The 18,731-nt window shown below is 54.1% G+C and carries 17 protein-coding genes; 9 read left to right on the forward strand and 8 right to left on the reverse strand.

The window, feature by feature from the left end:
* Positions 1-123 precede the first annotated feature (123 nt).
* Positions 124-1,080, reverse strand: a complete 957-nt coding sequence (ytfQ, locus tag IPZ49_RS03455) for a galactofuranose ABC transporter substrate-binding protein YtfQ (RefSeq protein WP_022646853.1) — start codon at positions 1,078-1,080, stop codon at positions 124-126.
* 309 nt (positions 1,081-1,389) lie between these two features.
* On the opposite strand from ytfQ, the gene ppa reads away from it, so the two are divergent.
* The 3 genes from ppa to IPZ49_RS03470 all read left to right on the forward strand — a co-directional run bounded on the left by ppa (position 1,390) and on the right by IPZ49_RS03470 (position 3,191).
* Positions 1,390-1,920, forward strand: a complete 531-nt coding sequence (gene ppa, locus IPZ49_RS03460; RefSeq protein ID WP_006810347.1) for an inorganic diphosphatase — start codon at positions 1,390-1,392, stop codon at positions 1,918-1,920.
* A gap of 219 nt (positions 1,921-2,139) precedes the next feature.
* On the forward strand, positions 2,140-2,724 hold the full coding sequence (locus tag IPZ49_RS03465) for a hypothetical protein (RefSeq protein WP_063146638.1): 585 nt from the start codon (positions 2,140-2,142) through the stop codon (positions 2,722-2,724).
* A complete protein-coding gene (locus IPZ49_RS03470) occupies positions 2,721-3,191 on the forward strand; it encodes a hypothetical protein (protein ID WP_063146639.1) in 471 nt (156 codons plus the stop codon). Before IPZ49_RS03465 ends, IPZ49_RS03470 begins: the two co-directional genes overlap by 4 nt.
* A gap of 314 nt (positions 3,192-3,505) precedes the next feature.
* Here IPZ49_RS03470 and IPZ49_RS03475 read toward each other — a convergent pair whose 3' ends face one another.
* The 3 genes from IPZ49_RS03475 to tamA are packed head-to-tail and all read right to left on the reverse strand — an operon-like array spanning position 3,506 to position 9,359.
* Entirely contained in the window at positions 3,506-3,850 is a 345-nt protein-coding gene (locus IPZ49_RS03475) for a gamma-glutamylcyclotransferase (RefSeq protein ID WP_045307822.1), read from the reverse strand.
* Between the two features lie 2 nt (positions 3,851-3,852).
* Positions 3,853-7,629 carry an autotransporter assembly complex protein TamB gene (tamB, locus tag IPZ49_RS03480; protein ID WP_063146641.1) on the reverse strand — a complete coding sequence of 1,259 codons (3,777 nt, stop codon included), beginning with the start codon at positions 7,627-7,629 and terminating at the stop codon, positions 3,853-3,855.
* Positions 7,626-9,359 carry an autotransporter assembly complex protein TamA gene (gene tamA / locus IPZ49_RS03485; RefSeq protein WP_022646850.1) on the reverse strand — a complete coding sequence of 578 codons (1,734 nt, stop codon included), beginning with the start codon at positions 9,357-9,359 and terminating at the stop codon, positions 7,626-7,628. Before tamA ends, tamB begins: the two co-directional genes overlap by 4 nt.
* A 224-nt stretch (positions 9,360-9,583) precedes the next feature.
* Here tamA and msrA point away from each other — a divergent pair, with 224 nt between their 5' ends.
* Both msrA and IPZ49_RS03495 read left to right on the forward strand, forming a co-directional pair.
* Entirely contained in the window at positions 9,584-10,225 is a 642-nt protein-coding gene (gene msrA, locus IPZ49_RS03490) for a peptide-methionine (S)-S-oxide reductase MsrA (protein WP_003856057.1), read from the forward strand.
* Between the two features lie 250 nt (positions 10,226-10,475).
* Positions 10,476-11,813, forward strand: coding sequence for a hemolysin family protein (locus IPZ49_RS03495; protein WP_022646849.1), 1,338 nt, complete (start codon positions 10,476-10,478; stop codon positions 11,811-11,813).
* Positions 11,814-11,889: 76 nt separating this feature from the next.
* Here the strand turns inward: IPZ49_RS03495 and IPZ49_RS03500 are convergent, their stop codons facing one another.
* Positions 11,890-12,096, reverse strand: a complete 207-nt coding sequence (locus tag IPZ49_RS03500) for a DUF1107 domain-containing protein (RefSeq protein WP_003856054.1) — start codon at positions 12,094-12,096, stop codon at positions 11,890-11,892.
* Between the two features lie 324 nt (positions 12,097-12,420).
* Here IPZ49_RS03500 and IPZ49_RS03505 point away from each other — a divergent pair, with 324 nt between their 5' ends.
* Positions 12,421-12,978 carry a YtfJ family protein gene (locus IPZ49_RS03505; RefSeq protein ID WP_045620972.1) on the forward strand — a complete coding sequence of 186 codons (558 nt, stop codon included), beginning with the start codon at positions 12,421-12,423 and terminating at the stop codon, positions 12,976-12,978.
* Here the strand turns inward: IPZ49_RS03505 and cysQ are convergent.
* Entirely contained in the window at positions 12,972-13,712 is a 741-nt protein-coding gene (cysQ, locus tag IPZ49_RS03510; RefSeq protein WP_022646848.1) for a 3'(2'),5'-bisphosphate nucleotidase CysQ, read from the reverse strand. The genes IPZ49_RS03505 and cysQ overlap by 7 nt on opposite strands.
* A 190-nt stretch (positions 13,713-13,902) precedes the next feature.
* Between cysQ and IPZ49_RS03515 the strand changes: the two genes are divergently transcribed.
* Positions 13,903-15,846 carry a bifunctional 2',3'-cyclic-nucleotide 2'-phosphodiesterase/3'-nucleotidase gene (locus tag IPZ49_RS03515; RefSeq protein ID WP_063146642.1) on the forward strand — a complete coding sequence of 648 codons (1,944 nt, stop codon included), beginning with the start codon at positions 13,903-13,905 and terminating at the stop codon, positions 15,844-15,846.
* Between the two features lie 93 nt (positions 15,847-15,939).
* Here the strand turns inward: IPZ49_RS03515 and IPZ49_RS03520 are convergent, their stop codons facing one another.
* Positions 15,940-16,326, reverse strand: coding sequence for a helix-turn-helix domain-containing protein (locus IPZ49_RS03520; protein WP_063146643.1), 387 nt, complete (start codon positions 16,324-16,326; stop codon positions 15,940-15,942).
* A gap of 84 nt (positions 16,327-16,410) precedes the next feature.
* Between IPZ49_RS03520 and IPZ49_RS03525 the strand changes: the two genes are divergently transcribed.
* Both IPZ49_RS03525 and IPZ49_RS03530 read left to right on the forward strand, forming a co-directional pair.
* Positions 16,411-17,259, forward strand: coding sequence for an SDR family oxidoreductase (locus IPZ49_RS03525; protein ID WP_022646845.1), 849 nt, complete (start codon positions 16,411-16,413; stop codon positions 17,257-17,259).
* An 81-nt stretch (positions 17,260-17,340) separates the two neighbouring features.
* On the forward strand, positions 17,341-18,192 hold the full coding sequence (locus IPZ49_RS03530) for an AraC family transcriptional regulator (RefSeq protein ID WP_063146644.1): 852 nt from the start codon (positions 17,341-17,343) through the stop codon (positions 18,190-18,192).
* A 21-nt stretch (positions 18,193-18,213) separates the two neighbouring features.
* On the opposite strand, the gene IPZ49_RS03535 is transcribed toward IPZ49_RS03530, so the two are convergent.
* The gene (locus IPZ49_RS03535; RefSeq protein WP_074143126.1) at positions 18,214-18,573 is read right to left on the reverse strand and encodes a DUF4156 domain-containing protein; all 360 of its coding nucleotides are present in this window, start codon (positions 18,571-18,573) and stop codon (positions 18,214-18,216) included.
* Between the last annotated feature and the right edge of the window lie 158 nt (positions 18,574-18,731).

Raw genomic sequence — 18,731 nt, forward strand, 5'->3', positions numbered from 1 at the left:
CTCACCCTGACCCTCTCCCCGGAGGGGAGAGGGGATTATTCGTGCCAGTCTTTAATTTTCTGCCCAAACTGCCCTTTTCCCTCTCCCCTCCGGGGAGAGGGCTAGGGTGAGGGTGGGCTGAGCTTAGTAGCCCATATTTTTCTTCTTCTCTAACTCTTCTTTCGCCGTGTCCGGCAGGTAGAGCGTGGATTTGGTGATGGTCAACTTCTCAGGCTGGGTGCCGTCTTTCTTGAATTTCTCCAGCGCATCGAATGCCGGGCCCGCCATGTTCGGCGTCAGCTCCACGCTGGCGTTCGCTTCGCCGTCAATCATCGCTTTGTAGATGTCCGGTACGCCGTCGATCGAGCCGGTGAGAATATCTTTGCCCGGCTTCAGGCCCGCTTCTTTGATGGCCTGGATGGCGCCGATCACCATGTCGTCGTTGTGGGCGTAAACCATGCAGATATTTTTGCCGTTATTTTCTGCCTTGATGAAGCTTTCCATGACCTCTTTACCCTTGCTGCGGGTGAAGTCGCCGGACTGAGAACGGATGATCTTGATGTTTGGTGCTTTGGCGATGGCCTCCGCGAAACCTTTCTTACGGTCGATAGCCACGCTCGCCCCGACGGTGCCCTGCAACTCAACCACGTTACACGGCTTGCCATCCACCTGCTTCACCAGCCAGTCACCAATCAGTTTGCCTTCCAGCACGTTATCGGCGGTGACGGTGGTCATATAGAGAGATTTGTCTTTAACGTCGATGGAACGGTCGAGCAAGAACACAGGAATTTCAGCCTCTTTAGCTTCCTTCAGCACCGGCTCCCAGCCCGTGGCAACAACCGGGGCGATAAAGATGGCATCCACGCCCTGAGCGATAAAAGAGCGCACCGCTTTAATCTGATTCTCTTGCTTTTGCTGACCATCGGCGATTTTCAGGGTAATACCGCGCTTTTCGGCCTCACTTTTCGCCACGTTCGTTTCAGCGGCGCGCCAGCCGGATTCAGATCCGACCTGCGAAAATCCAACGGTTAACGGTGCGGCCATCGCCATAGACGACATGGCTGCCGAAACTGCTGTAACAAGAAGTAAGCGCTTCCACATATGAACGTCCTCGTAGGGTAGGTTATTGTTGGTTAAAAGATGTTCTGCGGATGAACTATAGCCAATGGAATATGTTACGGATTGCGTTACATCACACTTCAGAAAAGTGAATAAAACGTTAATCACAAGTTTGTAATCGCTTTCATTTCCACATTTAAAATGCGGCTGAGTTTATGGATTATCCTGTCATGGAAACGGTCTGAAAAGTGAAAGCGCGAGGGAGATAAGACGAAAACAGGCGAAGACTTTCAGCGCCAGTTGGCTATAATACCTGCCACTTGTTTACCATCCATTTTAAAGGACACCGACATGAGCTTACTCAACGTCCCTGCGGGTAAAGAACTGCCAGAAGACATCTACGTTGTGATCGAAATCCCGGCCAACGCAGATCCAATCAAATACGAAATCGACAAAGACACCGGTGCGCTGTTCGTTGACCGTTTCATGTCTACCGCCATGTTCTATCCGTGCAACTACGGCTACATCAACCACACTCTGTCTCTGGACGGTGATCCGGTTGACGTACTGGTCCCAACGCCATACCCATTGCAGCCAGGCTCCGTCATTCGCTGCCGCCCTGTTGGCGTGCTGAAAATGACTGACGAAGCGGGTGAAGATGCGAAACTGGTTGCCGTACCGCACACCAAGCTGAGCAAAGAGTACGATCACATTAAAGATGTGAACGACCTGCCAGAGCTGCTGAAAGCGCAGATCGCCCACTTCTTCGAGCACTACAAAGATCTCGAAAAAGGCAAATGGGTTAAAGTTGAAGGCTGGGATAACGCAGAAGCGGCGAAAGCAGAAATCATCGCCTCTTTCGAACGTGCAGCTAAGAAGTAATTCTTACTGCTGATACTAAGCCCCGCGCGTCGGGGCTTTTTTTTTCTCTGGTTAAAAGCCCTACAGATGATTTTTAAGAAGAATCTCATTCATTTTGGGCGAGGCATTCAAAAATGAAAAAAATATCCCTATTAATTATGGTGGGAGTAGTTGAATAGCTTGGCTGTTCACAACATACTGTCATGATGAACATTAATCCCCATTTATTATTGGATTCATATGTCATCCATTAACATTGATGTAGCCCGCCCAACTGGAATTTATTTTATTATTGAAAGGCTGTATTCCCGCGATGGCCTTATGCCTTCCTTTGGAGAAATAAGCCCCTCTTTAACGCAGGTGCACCGTACTGTCATTCAGCTAAAACGTAAGCAAGACATGTTCATGGATGGGGTTAAAGTTACCCCAAAAGATATTACCCTTTGGCAACAGATAAAATACCTTACGGGTTCAAAAGTCACGACTAAAGATACAGATACGCTAGTGTATACAACCGATTTTATCGGCTCCCTTGTTGCCACAACGCCGTTAGGCAATATTGAACTTGAGAATATTCCTCGGTTCCTCACTACAGAGTCTATCCACTCCCTGCCACAGGCGGTGAGTTATGGTCGAGATCCCATTCCACATGTTCTCCTTTATGGTCGTAAGGATATTATCTTTTTTATGGATAATGGTGGAAAAGGTACACCAACCGCTATTGCAAAATATAACCATAATACGCGTGATCTTGCCATAATCAAAGATCAGCTAGAAGCCAGTAAGACAATGAAAGAGCTGCTCTCAAAAGGAGCAAAACTATGAGTAAAAAAAGTCATTTAGTAAGTTTAACCATCCTTATCATTGCCGCGTTTATCTTCGGCAGAAGCACGTATATTGAATACCTGGCATGGTATTATGGGACCAATGATTTAATATTTAACGAAACAACCCCCTCATTAGTATCCAGTTTATTTAACGGGCTCTACTTCGCCCTTTCAGCATGTATTATTTACGTGTTACTCATTATATTAAAGAGAATCCCCAAAAATATTGTAGTTTCATGTCTGCTTCAGTTCTGTATTAATATTGGGCTATATACTCTTTTTGTTGCAGTAGATAGAGGTTATAGTAAATTGCATACTTTAGGCTCTGGTGCTACTGACATCACCCACAGCTATTTTTTAGGGGCGTTGCTGACGAGCACTCTCCTGACCGTCGCGATCGTGAGCGTAATACATGCTAAGTTTCTTTCTTCAAAGCATAAAGATGGGCTACATAAAGGCGTTTGATTGCTATGGCAAAGACAGCAAAGGGCAGTATCTCTGCATCATGACGTTCCAGCTTGCCTGGTTTATGTTTTACTTATGGATCCCTTATCGAAGCGATTATGCGATTCTGCTGTTTTTACTGTTCTTTCTGCCCGTCATTTCAAGCAATACGCGGTGCATAAACTACTATGGCCGTTCACGCTCCTTGTGTTTGTTATGGCTTATCGCCCCGTACATCATGCTGTTCATTCCTTTGTTTTTAACCCGGCGCAAGGATACAGAACAAAGCTGATTGAACAAAAAACAACGCCACCTTACGGTGGCGTTGTCGTTTTTCAGAACTGGTCTCTGTCTAACCAGTTACCGCTTTCAATCAGCGTTAACCCGTCGACCGAACGTTGGTACACATACATCCATGCACTGCCGTAAGGCGTCTGGATCAACTGGCGAGCGTATTCACCGCCCCTGGTGCGCAAGGCATCAAGTTCGGCCAGCGTAGCATTATCAATACGATAAACCTCACCCTGTACCGTTCCGTTCCCCGGAACCGCGCCTGGATAGTGGCCCAGACTGTACAACTGGTAGTTTTCGATTGTGTAATTTCCCAGCAACTGGGCGTTGGTCATCCAGTGGCTGTTGCCTTGCTTGGTTCGTAAACTGCCGTAAACAAATATTCGCATTGCTAAAACTCAAACTGATAGAGCAGATCAAGTGCCTGGTCTACGCCGGACACTGCTTCCAGATATAGCTTAGGCATCAGGCGATAACGTAACGTGAGTGTAGCCAGTGAGTCAAAGATCCCCACGCCATATTTTACCTGTAGACCCGGCAGTACATAGCCGCTGACCACTACCTGCGAAGAGTCACCCACGCCCTGAGTGTCCAGCGCCAGATTGCTTACGCCAAACGTCTCGCCGATTTTACCCACAACCTGACCACTTTGTGCAACCCCCAGACCGACTAACATCGATGTCATTGCCGCACCATCGCCCTGTTGGCTATCCAGACCCTGGCCGCGCAGCAGGTAGGAGAGCGCTTCCTGCTGCGACATGGCCGGGTCAGAGAAGATCTCTGCCTTAGGTTCATCGGCGGAGCCCGTCACGCGCACGCCCGCAATCACATCATCTTCGGTGGCTTCCGGGTTACGGATCGCTTCGATATTGAGTACCGGCTGATCCGGTGGGCCGGAGAACAGCAGCTCACCTTTACGCACAATCAAATCCTGACCGTAGGCATGGAAGCGCCCTTCAGGAATATTGATTTGTCCATTGAGGCCAAGCCCCTGTTGATCCTGCGCCACCTTCAGGTCACCCGTGAGTCTCGCCTTCAGCCCAAACGCGTCCAAACGCACGTTATTCCCCACGTGCACGATAAGATTACTATTGATCGGTATGCCAGCGCTCTTCTGTTCAACAGGTTTCAGATTTTCATTGAGCATAACTTCATCACTGGAGACGCCAACCGCGCTTTCCGGCACCTCGTGAACCACGATGCGCGCCCACGGGACGTCGACGCGGCCGTCCAGCGTGAAGAGGCTTGGCGTTGCCTCAAAGACCACGTCTGGCGATACGTCCAGCCGCACCATCGGCGGTACCGTGATACGCACCCTGCTGCCTTTGGCCGCAATACGGGCGCGCCAGTTGTCGAGCTGGCTCCAGTCTGCGTCACCAGTCAGGTTGATTTGTCCCTGCTGTGTCAGCACTGAGCCACTAAGGGTTGAGCTTTGGCCGTTAAAGTTCATCGTCAGCTGGCTTGGCTGCATATCGAACGGCATAAAGTTACCGTCAATGTCCACGCCGTTTAACCGCATTTGGCCAAACAGCTGCGGGCTTTGCGCATCCCCCGCCAGACGCAGGTTGGCGCTGAGCATCCCCGCCGCCTTTTCTCCCCGCGAGAAAATCGGATTCACCATCGCCAGGTTGAAGTTGCGAATATTGACGTTGCCGCCGAGATTGCGCCGCCCTTGCGGATCGGTAATTTGCACCTGTCCGTCAAGCTGACCGTTGTTGGTCAGACGAATAAGCCATCCCAGTTCCGCACGATTGTTACGCAGGTCAGCGTTCACATTCAGGGTGTCGAACGCCACCGGCAGCGGCGCGTCATTGACCTCCTGCGTCACCTTCACGTTACGCCCGGAGAGGGTAACGCTGCCCTGCGGCAGTCCCTCTTTAGTGGTGTCCCACGCGACGTCCGCTTTACCGCTGAAGACCCCGCTGGCCTGGGTGGTTTCCGGCATAAACGGTTTCAGCATCGCCAGGTCAAAACGGTTGAGGTTGATCTGCGCGCGTCCTTCCGCGCCCGCATCAATGGTCTGCGGCACGCACAGCTCAGCATTCGGGTTGGTCCAGCAGTGTGGCCCAATGCTGATCTTTTGCTCCGCATTGCGGTAGTCCAGCGCGATGGATCGGGACAGCACCAGCGGGCCGACCGGCGTGCTGAAGCGGGTGTTATCCAGCACGCCCTTCCAGCGCGTTGCCTGGCGGTCAAAACTGCCCGTCAGGTGCATCTGCCCGGAGACCGGCTCGCCCTGCACGCGCAGCTGGAGATCGTGCTGCTTTTCGTTACCTTTTGCCGCCAGCGTGACCAGACTGATGTTCACGTCCGGCTGGGAGATACGCTCCACGCGCAGGTCCAGGTTTCCGCCGATCTGATCGGTGGATTTCACGTCCCCTTCGACGCGCACGCGGGCAATGGAAAGTTCCTGCCAGCGCAGGTTATTGGCGGTGATGTCCGCCAGCAGCTGCGGCGCCTCCACTGTACCGCGAACCTTCACTAACCCCTTCGCCGTCCCGCCAAGACCCGGCAGGGCGTTATCGAGATTTGGCGCGTCGATGGTGGCATCCAGATCGAGATCTTTCACCCCCAGCTCGCCTTTGATATCTGCCGTGTTGCGGCCCAGCGCCACGTGCAGGCCCGGGATCACCCACTGGAGATAGCTGTTGCCCTTAAGCGAGCCCTCTACGTTGACTTTGTTCTGCTTCACATTACCGGTGAGCTTGAGTTCCGGCACGTCCATCTGCCAGGTGCCACCGTACAGGCTACCGCGGGTTTTGATCAGACCATTCAGTTTTGACGGCCAGTCCGGGACTTCTTTAGCGGTGTTGATCCCGGTCAGCTTCAGCTCGCCGCGCCAGCTGATCGCCTGCTGCCAGTCGAGCAGCGCGGTCAGCTCGGTTTTCCCTTCCAGCGCCGCCACGGTCAGCTTGTCGAGGTTAACCTGCAACTCGTTACCCTTCGCATCCAGAGTAATATCGGCGGGCGGTACCCCCTGCCCCTTCACTGCCGTGCGGAACGACAGCGTGTAGTCGGTCATTTTGCCACTCAGCTTCAGCTTTAGATCGTCGGCCTGGAACTGCTTTTCACCGGTGAACGGCCAGTAAAGCTGCTTGCTGACAATCTCAAGGTTGAGCGGTAGACCGGCCTCTGCCAGCTGGGTTTGCCCGCGCAGTACCATATCCACAGGGCCGGAGAGGTTCACGCCGAACTCCAGCTTCTCGCGCAGCGCGCCGCCGACTTTCACCTTCACCTTCTCGCCTTTCAGCGGATCGATGTTCAGGGCGCTGTTAAGGGTAATATCTACCGGCCAGTTATCGCGCAGCAGCGCATTGCCTGAGGCGTTTACCGACCCCTGGTTGGTATCGATATCCAGCGCGTCGAGCTTCATGTTGCCCTCGATACTGCTGACTTTAAGCAGCATGTTGAAGACCGTCAGATCGGTATCGCCGGTCAGACGCAACTGCTCGCCTTTAAACTCTTCGATATTGAGGTTCAGCGGCAGATGCACGTCGGTCATCTCCGGCAGAACCGGTTTCGAGAAGAGATCTTTCAGCGTTTCACCCAGCGGTTTTTCTTCCGGCTGCGGGTTCTGGATCTTCGGCTCGACGATCTCTTCCTGCGCCACGTCGGCCACCTTCGGCAGCGCAATCAGCAGCCCTTGCAGGGAGGTTGGGGTCAGGGTGAGGTTTTTCTCCTGCCAGCGCAGACCGGAGGTGAAATCCATCACGGATACCGTCGTGTCGTCGATTTTGATATTGACGTTATCCAGCGCGACCCGGTAGAGCGCAATCGGGTACGGCGTGGAGAGATTCAGCGGGCCGCTGTCCTCTTCTTCGACAGGCTCAGACTTCGGCATTTTTTTGGAGTCTATCGCCACATTCACATCTTTTAGCGACAGATCGTTTACGCACAGCTGGCTATCCCGCAGGCAGCCGAGCTTGACCGCCAGATGAAACTCGCCCGCGTTCACCGCCACGCCGGGCTGTTCATAACGAATATTCTTCAGGCGCAGATCGCGCCAGCCGCCCGTCACCTGGCCGATTTCCAGCCCTGGCACCCAGCGGTTCGCGGCGTTAAACAGCAGATGCAGGCCCGTGGTGGTACCCACCAGAAATGCCACCGTGCCGAGCAGTAATACGATAAAAATCAGCACTCCGAGGCTTATCTTCTTCCATAAACTCATAATTCAGGCCCCAGACCGATGTAAAACTGTAAACCGTGTTCTTCTTTGTCGCCCACCGGAACGGCGAAATCGAGCTTGATCGGCCCGACCGGTGACTGCCAGCGCACGCCCACACCCGCGCCGGTTTTGAAATCGCTGCGGCGGATGTCGTTCACCGCCTCGCCGCTGTCGACAAACATGGCGCCCCACCATTTGCCGCTGACGTTGTACTGATACTCCAGCGAGCCGGTCGCCAGTTTAGAGGCCCCGGTCAATTGGCCTTTCTCGTTTTCAGGTGAGATCGATTTGTACTTATAGCCGCGAATGCTGCGGTCGCCCCCGGCGAAGAAACGCAGATCTGGCGGAACGCGTTCGAAGTCACCGGTTTCGATCCAGCCCAGGTTGCCGCGAACCACAAAGCGGTGCTTGTCGTAGAGGGTACGGATCCAGACGTTTTGCGCCTGCACGACGGAGAAATCCACGTCTGAGCCCCAGGCGGAGTTGGAATAATCGATGGAGTAGCGCTGTGAATCGCCCCAGGTCGGCATCAGGCCACCGCGCGAGCGGGTACGGCTGATCATCACGCCCGGATAAAGCAGCATGGTGGTGTTGGTGACGTTTGCCTGAGTAAAGTGGTCAAGGCTCCAGCGCAGGTTAATGGCGCGCTGCCAGCCGCTGGAGAGATCCCAGAAGCGTGATACCGCAAGCGTCGTCGAATCCTGCTCGGTATCGTTCAAATCGGTACGTTTAAAGCCGCCCTGCACGAGGTAGTATTGCTCAAGCGGATTTTTCAGCAGCGGCATTTTATAGCTGAAGTCCAGCTGCTGTTCAGGCGCAGACAGGCTGAGGCTGGTGGTCAGGCTGTGACCGTAGGAGTTCATCCACGGTTTTTTCCACGAGGCTTTCACGCGCGGGCCGACGTCCGTGGAGTAGCCGACACCGGTCTCAATGGTGTTCTCGGTGCGCGGTGAGACCACGCCATGCAGCGGTAACACTTTCGTTTTACGGGATTTATCAAATTGCGGTGCCACCACCACGGAGTTAAACCAGCCGGTGGCAGATAAACGACGGTTCAGCTCGCCCAGGTCGCTAGACTGGTAGTAGTCGCCCTTTTTGAACGGCACCAGGTTTTGCAGATACTCATCACGGATTTGCGATCCTTCAAAGGTTACATCGCCAAACCGATAGCGCTCGCCGCTGTCGTAATCGATATCCCAGAATGCCTGACGTCGTTCAAGCGCAACGCCCAGCTGGCTTTTGTTGAACTGGCTGTCAAAGTAGCCTTTGCGCAGCGAAACGCTGGTTAAGGATTTTTTAAAGCGATCGTAATCCCCGTGATTAAGCACGGTGCCCACTTTCGGGCGGTTGCTGAGCAGATCCAGGTAGTCACGATCCGTGCGTGCACCGCCGCGCAGCACCACGTTCGTGCCGCCAATCAGGACGGGTTCTCCCGGCGAGACGCGGGCAATCAATACCTGACGTCCTTTAGCCGGCGGCGGGCGTAAATCGAAATCAATGGTGGGTTCGTAGTACCCCAACGCCTTTAAGCCTTCGCGAATGGCGTCATCCACGCGCGCGCGAAAACGCCGATCCGGCGTGACTTCATCGCTCTGGATGGTGGAAAGCTGCGCACGCACGTTTTTTTCCAGCGCCCCGGATAACCCCTCAACCTGCAAACGGACATTCGCCGCGCTGGCAATCCCGCTTGTCAGCATTAAACTGACTAAACATAACTGGCGGATCTTTGTCACGTTTTCTCCTGAATATCCCTGTTTCCACCCTGGAAGCAAATGCAGTGCCGCTCCGCGGCAAAATACGGCCTGAAAGCCAAAAACCCAAATTACGGGTTGAAAAAGGGCCTAACACCCAAATATTTCTTATGATTAAATCTAGACTCATTCATCGCATTTATTGTGTTCAATTAAACGCTTCGTGACAACCTTAACCGAAACAACGCTACCCCGGAGGCCCCACCGTGAGTTTATTTGATAAAAAGCATCTGGTATCACAAGCCGATGCGTTACCGGGACGCAACACCCCTATGCCAGTGGCGACATTACACGCCGTAAACAACCATTCAATGACAAACGTTCCTGATGGAATGGAGATCGCCCTGTTTGCCATGGGCTGCTTCTGGGGCGTAGAACGCCTGTTCTGGCAACTGCCGGGCGTGTACAGCACCGCTGCGGGCTACACCGGAGGATATACGCCTAACCCAACCTACCGCGAAGTCTGTTCCGGTGAGACCGGTCATGCTGAAGCGGTACGTGTGGTGTATGACCCGAGCGTCATCAGCTATGAACAGCTGCTCCAGGTGTTCTGGGAAAACCATGACCCGGCGCAGGGCATGCGTCAGGGTAACGATCACGGCACCCAATACCGCTCGGCCATCTATCCGCTCACCCCTGAGCAGGAGGCTGCGGCCCACGCCAGCCTGACGCGTTTCCAGGAAGCGATGCAGGCAGCCGGTGATAAACGTCAGGTCACGACGGAAATCGCTACTGCGAAACCGTTCTACTATGCCGAAGACGACCACCAGCAGTATCTGCATAAAAACCCGTACGGCTACTGCGGCATTGGCGGCATCGGCGTCTGTCTGCCTCCACAGCAGGACTGATTACTGCATCAGCGCCACGCGAGCCGCGTGGCGCGCCTGTAAGCAAAAGTGTCAGTTCATTACTTAACCACTCACTGCCTTTTCATCCGGCCACTTTTTGCCGAAAACGTGACCTCTGGCAGATTTACACGCCTTTACGCTATACTACCGCTGAAATAATCGGCTCAACGCTACGAGCTGAGTTCAATGTGTCTTCACACGAATGGTATCAACTCCCCTTCTGAGGATCTGGCGAGAAGCCGGATAAACTATGTTAAACAGTATTTTAGTAATACTTTGTCTTATTGCCGTCAGTGCATTTTTCTCGATATCGGAGATCTCGCTGGCTGCCTCCCGTAAAATCAAACTGAAGCTGCTTGCCGACGAGGGCAACATCAACGCATCACGCATTCTGAAAATGCAGGAAAACCCAGGCATGTTCTTTACCGTGGTGCAGATTGGCCTGAACGCGGTCGCCATTCTTGGCGGTATCGTGGGTGATGCAGCATTTTCTCCGGCGTTTTATAGCCTGTTTGTAAAGTACATGTCCGCAGAGCTGGCCGAGCAGTTGAGCTTCATCCTCTCCTTCTCGCTGGTCACCGGTTTGTTCATTCTATTCGCGGACCTGACCCCGAAACGCATCGGTATGATTGCGCCAGAAGCTGTGGCTTTGCGTATCATCAACCCGATGCGCTTCTGCCTGTATGTCTTCCGTCCGCTGGTGTGGTTCTTCAACGGCCTGGCGAACGTCATTTTCCGCATCTTCAAGCTGCCGATGGTGCGTAAAGACGACATCACCTCCGACGATATTTATGCGGTGGTGGAAGCCGGGGCGCTGGCAGGCGTGCTGCGCAAGCAGGAGCACGAGCTGATCGAGAACGTTTTCGAACTGGAATCCCGTACCGTGCCGTCCTCCATGACCGGCCGTGAGAACATCATCTGGTTCGATCTGCATGAAGACGAGCAGAGCCTGAAGACTAAAGTGGCGCAGCATCCGCACTCCAAGTTCCTGGTCTGTAACGAAGATATCGACCATATCATCGGCTATGTGGACTCCAAAGACCTGCTGAACCGCGTGCTAGCAAACCAGAGCCTGGCGCTGAACAGCGGCGTGCAGATCCGCAACACCCTGATTGTGCCGGACACCCTAACGCTCTCCGAAGCGCTGGAAAGTTTCAAAACCGCCGGTGAAGACTTCGCGGTGATCATGAACGAATATGCGCTGGTGGTGGGCATTATCACCCTCAACGACGTCATGACGACGCTGATGGGCGACCTGGTCGGCCAGGGGCTGGAAGAGCAAATTGTGCAGCGTGATGAGAACTCATGGCTGATCGATGGTGGTACGCCGATTGAAGACGTCATGCGCGTGCTCGACATCGACGAGTTCCCGCAGTCCGGAAACTACGAGACCATCGGCGGCTTTATGATGTTTATGCTGCGTAAGATCCCGAAACGTACCGACTCGGTGAAATTCTCTGGCTTCAAGTTTGAAGTGGTGGATATTGATAACTACCGCATCGACCAGCTGCTGGTAACGCGCATTGATAGTAAACCGACCGTGCTGGTACCGAAGCTGCCAGACGCGGAAGATAAGGTGTCAGCGTAACCCTTTGTATGTCCCACAAACATCAACGGCTCCCATCGGGAGCCGTCTTTTTAACTACTACTGCATAGCACGTTGGTTAAGCCATCTCAGTTTGCAGACGCATAACCTGACGGTTGACTTCGGACATCACAGACAAGTGCTGTTTGTCCTTCACTTTCGGGATAAGGATTTTGCCCTTATCGAACTCAAAAGCGCCAACATCCTTGATATACAACCGTCCACGGAACAGGATCTTCACGTACTTCGCCACCTGAAGCGGGTTGTAGCGTTGGAAAATTTTCATTCTTGTATCTCCTGCGAATCATACGCCCTTGCGGTGCCACAATCGGCCCGACTGTCCTGAGCGCAAATTTTGATGCCCAATGACTATAGACCAGAACCTCGTACTTACCCAGTGTGCATAAGTTTATTTACCGTTTGATTACAATTATTCAGAATAATCTTTGCAAAGCGTGATACAGAGCAGTATATGCCGTCGTTTTTGCGTGGATATGTGCGTTCGCCCGCAAACTGGCATCGGGATTGCGGGAAAAGCCCATTGATCGCACTTATGATTAAAAGCGCATGACCAAGTGGTCGGATCACCTGCTCACAATAAGGAAACACCATGACCCTACGTAACCTCCTGGCAGCAGCTTGCCTGTTGCTGCCGCTGATGGCTTCCGCACACAACATTGAAAAAGGACAACGTGTCCCGCCGGTCGGCATTGCTGACCGGGGAGAATTGATTCTCGACAATGATAAGTTTAGCTATAAAGCCTGGAATAGCGCGCAGCTTGCGGGCAAAGTGAGAGTTGTACAGCATATTGCCGGACGTACATCCGCTAAAGAGAAAAACGCCACCCTCGTGGAAGCGATCAAGGCCGCAAAACTCCCGCACGATCGCTACCAGACCACCACCATCGTGAATACCGACGACGCGATTCCCGGCTCCGGGATGTTTGTGCGCTCAAGCCTTGAGAGCAATAAGAAGCTCTATCCCTGGTCGCAGTTTATTGTCGACAGCAACGGCGTGACGCGTAAGGCGTGGCAGCTGGAAGAAGAGAGTTCAGCGATTGTTGTGCTGGACAAAAACGGTCGCGTACAGTGGGTTAAAGACGGCGCGCTGACGCAGGATGAGGTGCAGCAGGTAGTAGCCCTGCTGCATAAGCTACTGGCTCAGTAAAGTGACACCCTGAAGCCAGGGTTGAGGAACGACTCGCGCGGGGTGTAGTCCAGTGGCTTACCCTGCCAGTCATGCACATGCGCGCCTGCGGCCGCAGCCACCGCATGCCCTGCCGCCGTATCCCAGACGTTCGTCGGCCCGAAACGGGGGTACAACTGCGCCTGCCCTTCCGCCACCAGACAGAACTTCAGCGACGAGCCAATCGACGTCGTCTGGTGTTCGCCCAGCTGTTGCAGGTACTCCTCCAGCTCGCTGTCGCTGTGCGAGCGGCTGATCACCACCAGCGGAGGACGGGCATCTCGCACCTGGATCTGCTTACGCACGCCGCACTCTTCCTTCCAGGCTTTACCTTCCGCCGCGCTGTACATCACCTTCATCACCGGGGCATAAACCACGCCAAGCACCGCCTTTCCTTTTTCAATCAGGGCGATATTCACGGTAAATTCACCGTTACGCTTGATGAACTCTTTCGTGCCGTCCAGCGGGTCCACCAGCCAGTAACGCTGCCAGTGCTGACGTTCGTCCCAGCCCTGGGGCGCTTCTTCAGAAAGGACCGGAATATCCGGCGTCAGGGTCTGCAAACCTTTCAGGATCACCGTATGCGCCGCGATATCCGCCGCCGTCACCGGGGAGTCGTCCGCTTTGCTGACAACATCCATCGGTTTCGCACCGTCGTACACCTGCATAATGGCATCACCCGCATCCCGTGCGAGCTGACAAATTTGATCTAACATTCTCCACCTCTTCGTTAACGCAGTGGGCATAACTTATTGTTTTAGTTATATCGTAATGTGAACAATTCCGCTATCTGTGAAGCAATTCTGGTTTCAGCGTTCTTTTTTCTGGCAGCATTCACACTTCTGTAAGCAACAAATACTACATACATACTCTTTTGTGGCTTGGATCGAAAAAAGGACTCCTCAGATGATTAAGTTTAGCGCAACGCTCCTGGCAACGCTGATTGCGGCAAGCGTTCAGGCAGCGACGGTGGATCTCCGCATTCTGGAAACCACCGATCTGCACGGCAACATGATGGACTTCGATTACTACAAAGATACGCCTGTCGAAAAATTCGGACTGGTACGTACGGCAAGTTTGATCAACGCCGCCCGCAGTGAAGTGAAAAACAGCGTGCTGGTCGATAACGGGGACTTAATTCAGGGCAGCCCGCTCAGCGACTACATGGCGGCGAAGGGGCTGAAGAAAGGCGAGATCCATCCTGTTTATAAGGCAATGAATACGCTGGACTATGCCGTCGGCAACCTGGGCAACCACGAATTTAACTACGGCCTGAAATACCTGCACGATGCGCTGGCAGGGGCAAAATTCCCGTACGTTAATGCCAATATCATCGACGTTAAGACGAAAAAGCCGCTCTTTACCCCTTACCTGATTAAAGAGACCGAGGTTGTCGACCAGGACGGTAAAAAACAGACGCTGAAAATCGGCTATATCGGCTTTGTGCCGCCGCAGATCATGACGTGGGATAAAGCCAACCTCGACGGGAAAGTAACCGTCAACGACATTACCGAAACGGCGCGCAAATACGTGCCGGAGATGCGGGCGAAAGGCGCAGATGTGGTGGTCGTTGTGGCCCACTCTGGCCTCTCGGCCGACCCGTATCAGGCGATGGCTGAGAACTCCGTGTATTACCTCAGCCAGGTACCGGGCGTGGATGCGATCCTGTTTGGTCACGCCCACGCCGTCTTCCCGGGCAAAGATTTCGCCAGTATCAAAGGCGCGGACATCGAAAAAGGGACGCTCAACGGTGTGCCATCGGTGATGCCGGGCATGTGGGGCGACCACCTTGGCGTGGTAGATCTGGTGCTGAATAACGACAGCGGGAGCTGGAAAGTCACGCAGTCGAAAGCGGAAGCGCGTCCGATTTATGATGCCGCTGCAAAAAAATCCCTGGCCGAAGAAGATAAAAAGCTGGTCGACGTCCTGAAGCATGACCACGACGCAACGCGTGAATTTGTCAGCAAGCCGATCGGTAAATCGGCTGATAACATGTACAGCTTCCTCGCGCTGGTACAGGATGACCCGACCGTGCAGGTAGTCAACATGGCGCAGAAAGCCTATGCCGAGCACTATATTCAGGGCGATCCGGATCTGGCCAATCTGCCGGTTCTGTCTGCCGCGGCGCCATTCAAAGTGGGCGGGCGTAATAACGATCCGGCCAGCTACGTTGAGGTGGAAAAAGGCCAGCTGACCTTCCGTAATGCCGCCGATCTCTACCTCTATCCCAACACCCTCGTGGTGGTGAAAGCCACCGGGAAAGAGGTGAAGGAGTGGCTGGAGTGCTCTGCCGGACAGTTCAACCAGATCGATCCGCACAGCAGCAAACCGCAGTCGCTGATAAACTGGGACGGTTTCCGCACCTACAACTTCGACGTGATCGACGGCGTGGAATATCAGATTGATGTAACCCAGCCCGCGAAATATGACGGCGAATGTCAGGCCATTAATCCGCAGGCAGAACGCATCAAACACCTGACCTTCAACGGCAAAGCGATTGATCCGAATGCCTCTTTCCTGATGGTGACCAACAACTACCGCGCCTATGGCGGTAAGTTTGCCGGTACGGGTGACAGCCACATCGCCTTTGCCTCGCCGGATGAGAACCGTTCGGTGCTGGCGGCGTGGATTAGCGCGGAGTCGAAAAAAGCGGGTGAAATTCATCCGGCGGTGGATAACAACTGGCGTCTGGCGCCGATCCACAGCGACACGACGCTGGATATTCGCTTTGAGACATCACCGTCCGATAAAGCAGCCGCGTTTATCAAGGATAAGGCGCAGTATCCGATGAAACAGGTCGCGACGGATGATATTGGGTTCGCGATTTATCAGGTGGATTTGAGCAGGTAGCGATGATTGTGCCGGGTGGCGCTTGCGCTTGCCCGGCCTACGGGATCGAGGATTGCGGGTAGGCCGGGTAAGGCGAAGCCGCCACCCGGCATTTCATGCCGCACGATCGTCCCGATTCGCTATCACCTTCGGCGTATTCACCTCAATCCAGTCAGCCAGCGCGGCCACCTTCTCGCTCACCTCCAGCCCCATCGGCGTCAGGCTATATTCCACGTGCGGCGGCACAACCGGATAAGAAACGCGATCGACAAACCCGTCCTGCTCCAGCGCCTGAAGCGATTGGGCCAGCATCTTCTCGCTCACACCGCCCAGCTTGCGGCGCAGATCGCTAAAACGATGCGTCCCCTGACGTAATGCCACCAGGATCAGCACGCCCCAGCGGCTGGTAACATGTTTGAGCACTTCCCGTGACGGGCACTGTTCTGCGAAGAGATTGCCATCGCGCATTTGCTCGCTGAGCGTCGGTATCGGTGTTTTCATACTTACCTTTTTGTGCGTACTTACTAAAAGTTAGTTATGGTGATAGTGTGCCACAACACCAGACAAACACGAAGGAGATTCATCATGATCGCGATTACCGGCGCAACCGGCCAGCTTGGCCAACACGTTATTGAAGAACTGCTGAAAACCGTTCCGGCCAGCCAGATCGTGGCTATTGTGCGTAACCCGGCAAAAGCCGACGCCTTAAGCCAGCGGGGAATTGTGGTACGTCAGGCGGACTATACCGACCAGGCCGCGTTCACCACCGCCCTGAACGGCGTGGATAAGCTGCTGCTTATCTCCTCCAGCGAAGTGGGCCAGCGCGCCGCACAGCATCAGAACGTGATTAACGCCGCCAAAGCCGCCGGGGTGAAACTTATCGCCTACACCAGCCTGCTGCATGCGGATACCTCCCCGCTGGGTCTGCACGTTGAGCACGTCGAAACCGAAAATGCACTGGCGGCTTCAGGCGTGCCTTACGCCCTGCTGCGCAACGGCTGGTACACCGAAAACTACCTGGCAAGCGCGCCGCCAGCGCTGGAACACGGCGTATTTATAGGTGCCGCAGGCGAAGGCAAAATTGCCTCTGCGACCCGTGCGGATTACGCGGCGGCTGCGGCAAAAGTGATTTCTGAAGAGGGTCACGCCGGCAAGGTGTATGAACTGGCAGGTGACAATGCCTGGACGCTGAGCGAACTGGCTGCGGAGCTGAGCAAGCAGAGCGGTAAGCCGGTAACGTATCAGAACCTCAGCGAAGCCGATTATGCCGCTGCACTGAAAGGCGTTGGTCTGCCTGCCGGGCTGGCGGAGATGCTGGCGGATTCCGATACCGGTGCGTCCAAAGGCGGCCTGTTTGACGACAGCCGTACCCTGAGCAAACTGATTGGCCGTCCGACCACGCCGCTGGCGGAGAGCATCAAAGCCATTCTGTAATTGTTAAGAATTGGTTATTTTTTGTGGCATCCCTTCGGGTCATCTCGGATAATGAAGCGATGACCCACAAGGAGGCTCACCGTGCAAGGCGTACCGGAACAGTTTACTGATGAGAGAGACAGCGCGCGCTTTCGCCATCTGGCGCAGTTGCCGGGTCTGGAGCTATATCACGCGCATATTGCTGACTACGCCTTTGAGCCTCACACGCATGAAGCCTTCGGTATCGGCACCATTGAAACCGGCGCCGAACGCTTCCGCTATCGCGGTACCCAACACTTAGCCGCTGAAAAATCGGTCGTGACCATGAACCCGGACGAGATCCACACGGGCGAATCCGCCACCGAAGGCGGCTGGCGCTACCGGATGGTCTATATCGAACCCGACCTGCTGGAAGAAGTCACCGGCCTTCGCCAGTGGTGGTTTAGCGACGTGACCCGCCACGACCCGCTGCGCTCGCAGCAAATTGGCCAGCTGATTTACGGCCTTTGGCATACGAACGATGCGCTGGCACAAAAAGGGTTGCTGCTGGATCTGATTGAGACGTTCCAGCCGCTGGCCCGTCACGCGCCGGTAGCCCGGGAGGGCGCGCACCGCTTCGAGCGCGTTCGCGACTATCTGCACGACAACTATATGCGCGCGCTCACCCTGGACGAACTGGCGAGCGTCGTGTCGCTCAGCCCGTATCATTTCCAGCGCCAGTTTAAGGCCCATTTTCACGTCACCCCACACCAGATGCTGATGGCCATCCGGCTGTGGCGCGCCAAAGCATTCCTCACCCACGGCATGCCTGCCGCCGAGGTGGCCGCCGCAACGGGGCTGACCGATCAGTCTCACCTGACCCGCGCCTTTACCCGCCGCTACGGCATTACGCCCGTGCGTTACCAGAAGCAGGTTTCGCCGCGCTTAACGGCTCAGGGCTTTATTGCACGTTAAATACTGTGCTTAGATTATTTATCAGTTATTGCAGCGATACACTGTACCGCTTAGCGTGACGTTAGTTTGTTGGCTGGAACCTGAGCCGAAGTAGGCGCTCCCGGTCTGCCCTGCTCGCTGCGTAAGAATAACGACAACGTTACCCCCCATACTGTAAGCCTGGTTATTTAAATCATTACGTGCGCCAGTCTCAAGATTAGAGTTTGACGTCCATCCACCCGTGAAGAAGTTTCCCTGGCTGCCCGTCACTTCCCCCAGGAATGTACAATTGCCGGTTGGTTCAGTATTAGTAATACGTACCCGTTCAGCGCCCTGGTTCAAGTTATTTGCTGAGCATGCGGTTAACGCCATACTGAATAATACTATCGCTCTTTTTTTCATGTCTTTATTTTATCCCTTTGAAATAAAATGAGTTATCAGGCATTTTTGTTATACGCGCGCGATCACTCAAATAGCGTATCAATAATAGAGTAATGTTACATTCAACTCAAGAATTATAATTCCTCATCTAAAGCCGGTCACAAATAAAACCGGTTTTT

Source organism: Enterobacter cloacae complex sp. S2 (assembly GCF_015159675.1).
Taxonomy (GTDB): Bacteria; Pseudomonadota; Gammaproteobacteria; order Enterobacterales; family Enterobacteriaceae; genus Enterobacter; species Enterobacter intestinihominis.

Coding starts and splice junctions, on each gene's coding strand:
- IPZ49_RS03505 (WP_045620972.1), top strand. CDS start 12,421: ATGACCCTACGTAACCTCCTGGCAGCAGCTTGCCTGTTGCTGCCGCTG.
- IPZ49_RS03495 (WP_022646849.1), top strand. CDS start 10,476: ATGTTAAACAGTATTTTAGTAATACTTTGTCTTATTGCCGTCAGTGCA.
- tamB (WP_063146641.1), bottom strand. CDS start 7,629: ATGAGTTTATGGAAGAAGATAAGCCTCGGAGTGCTGATTTTTATCGTA.
- IPZ49_RS03475 (WP_045307822.1), bottom strand. CDS start 3,850: ATGCGAATATTTGTTTACGGCAGTTTACGAACCAAGCAAGGCAACAGC.
- IPZ49_RS03520 (WP_063146643.1), bottom strand. CDS start 16,326: ATGAAAACACCGATACCGACGCTCAGCGAGCAAATGCGCGATGGCAAT.
- IPZ49_RS03515 (WP_063146642.1), top strand. CDS start 13,903: ATGATTAAGTTTAGCGCAACGCTCCTGGCAACGCTGATTGCGGCAAGC.
- IPZ49_RS03525 (WP_022646845.1), top strand. CDS start 16,411: ATGATCGCGATTACCGGCGCAACCGGCCAGCTTGGCCAACACGTTATT.
- ytfQ (WP_022646853.1), bottom strand. CDS start 1,080: ATGTGGAAGCGCTTACTTCTTGTTACAGCAGTTTCGGCAGCCATGTCG.
- IPZ49_RS03500 (WP_003856054.1), bottom strand. CDS start 12,096: ATGAAAATTTTCCAACGCTACAACCCGCTTCAGGTGGCGAAGTACGTG.
- IPZ49_RS03535 (WP_074143126.1), bottom strand. CDS start 18,573: ATGAAAAAAAGAGCGATAGTATTATTCAGTATGGCGTTAACCGCATGC.
- IPZ49_RS03465 (WP_063146638.1), top strand. CDS start 2,140: ATGTCATCCATTAACATTGATGTAGCCCGCCCAACTGGAATTTATTTT.
- ppa (WP_006810347.1), top strand. CDS start 1,390: ATGAGCTTACTCAACGTCCCTGCGGGTAAAGAACTGCCAGAAGACATC.
- IPZ49_RS03470 (WP_063146639.1), top strand. CDS start 2,721: ATGAGTAAAAAAAGTCATTTAGTAAGTTTAACCATCCTTATCATTGCC.
- cysQ (WP_022646848.1), bottom strand. CDS start 13,712: ATGTTAGATCAAATTTGTCAGCTCGCACGGGATGCGGGTGATGCCATT.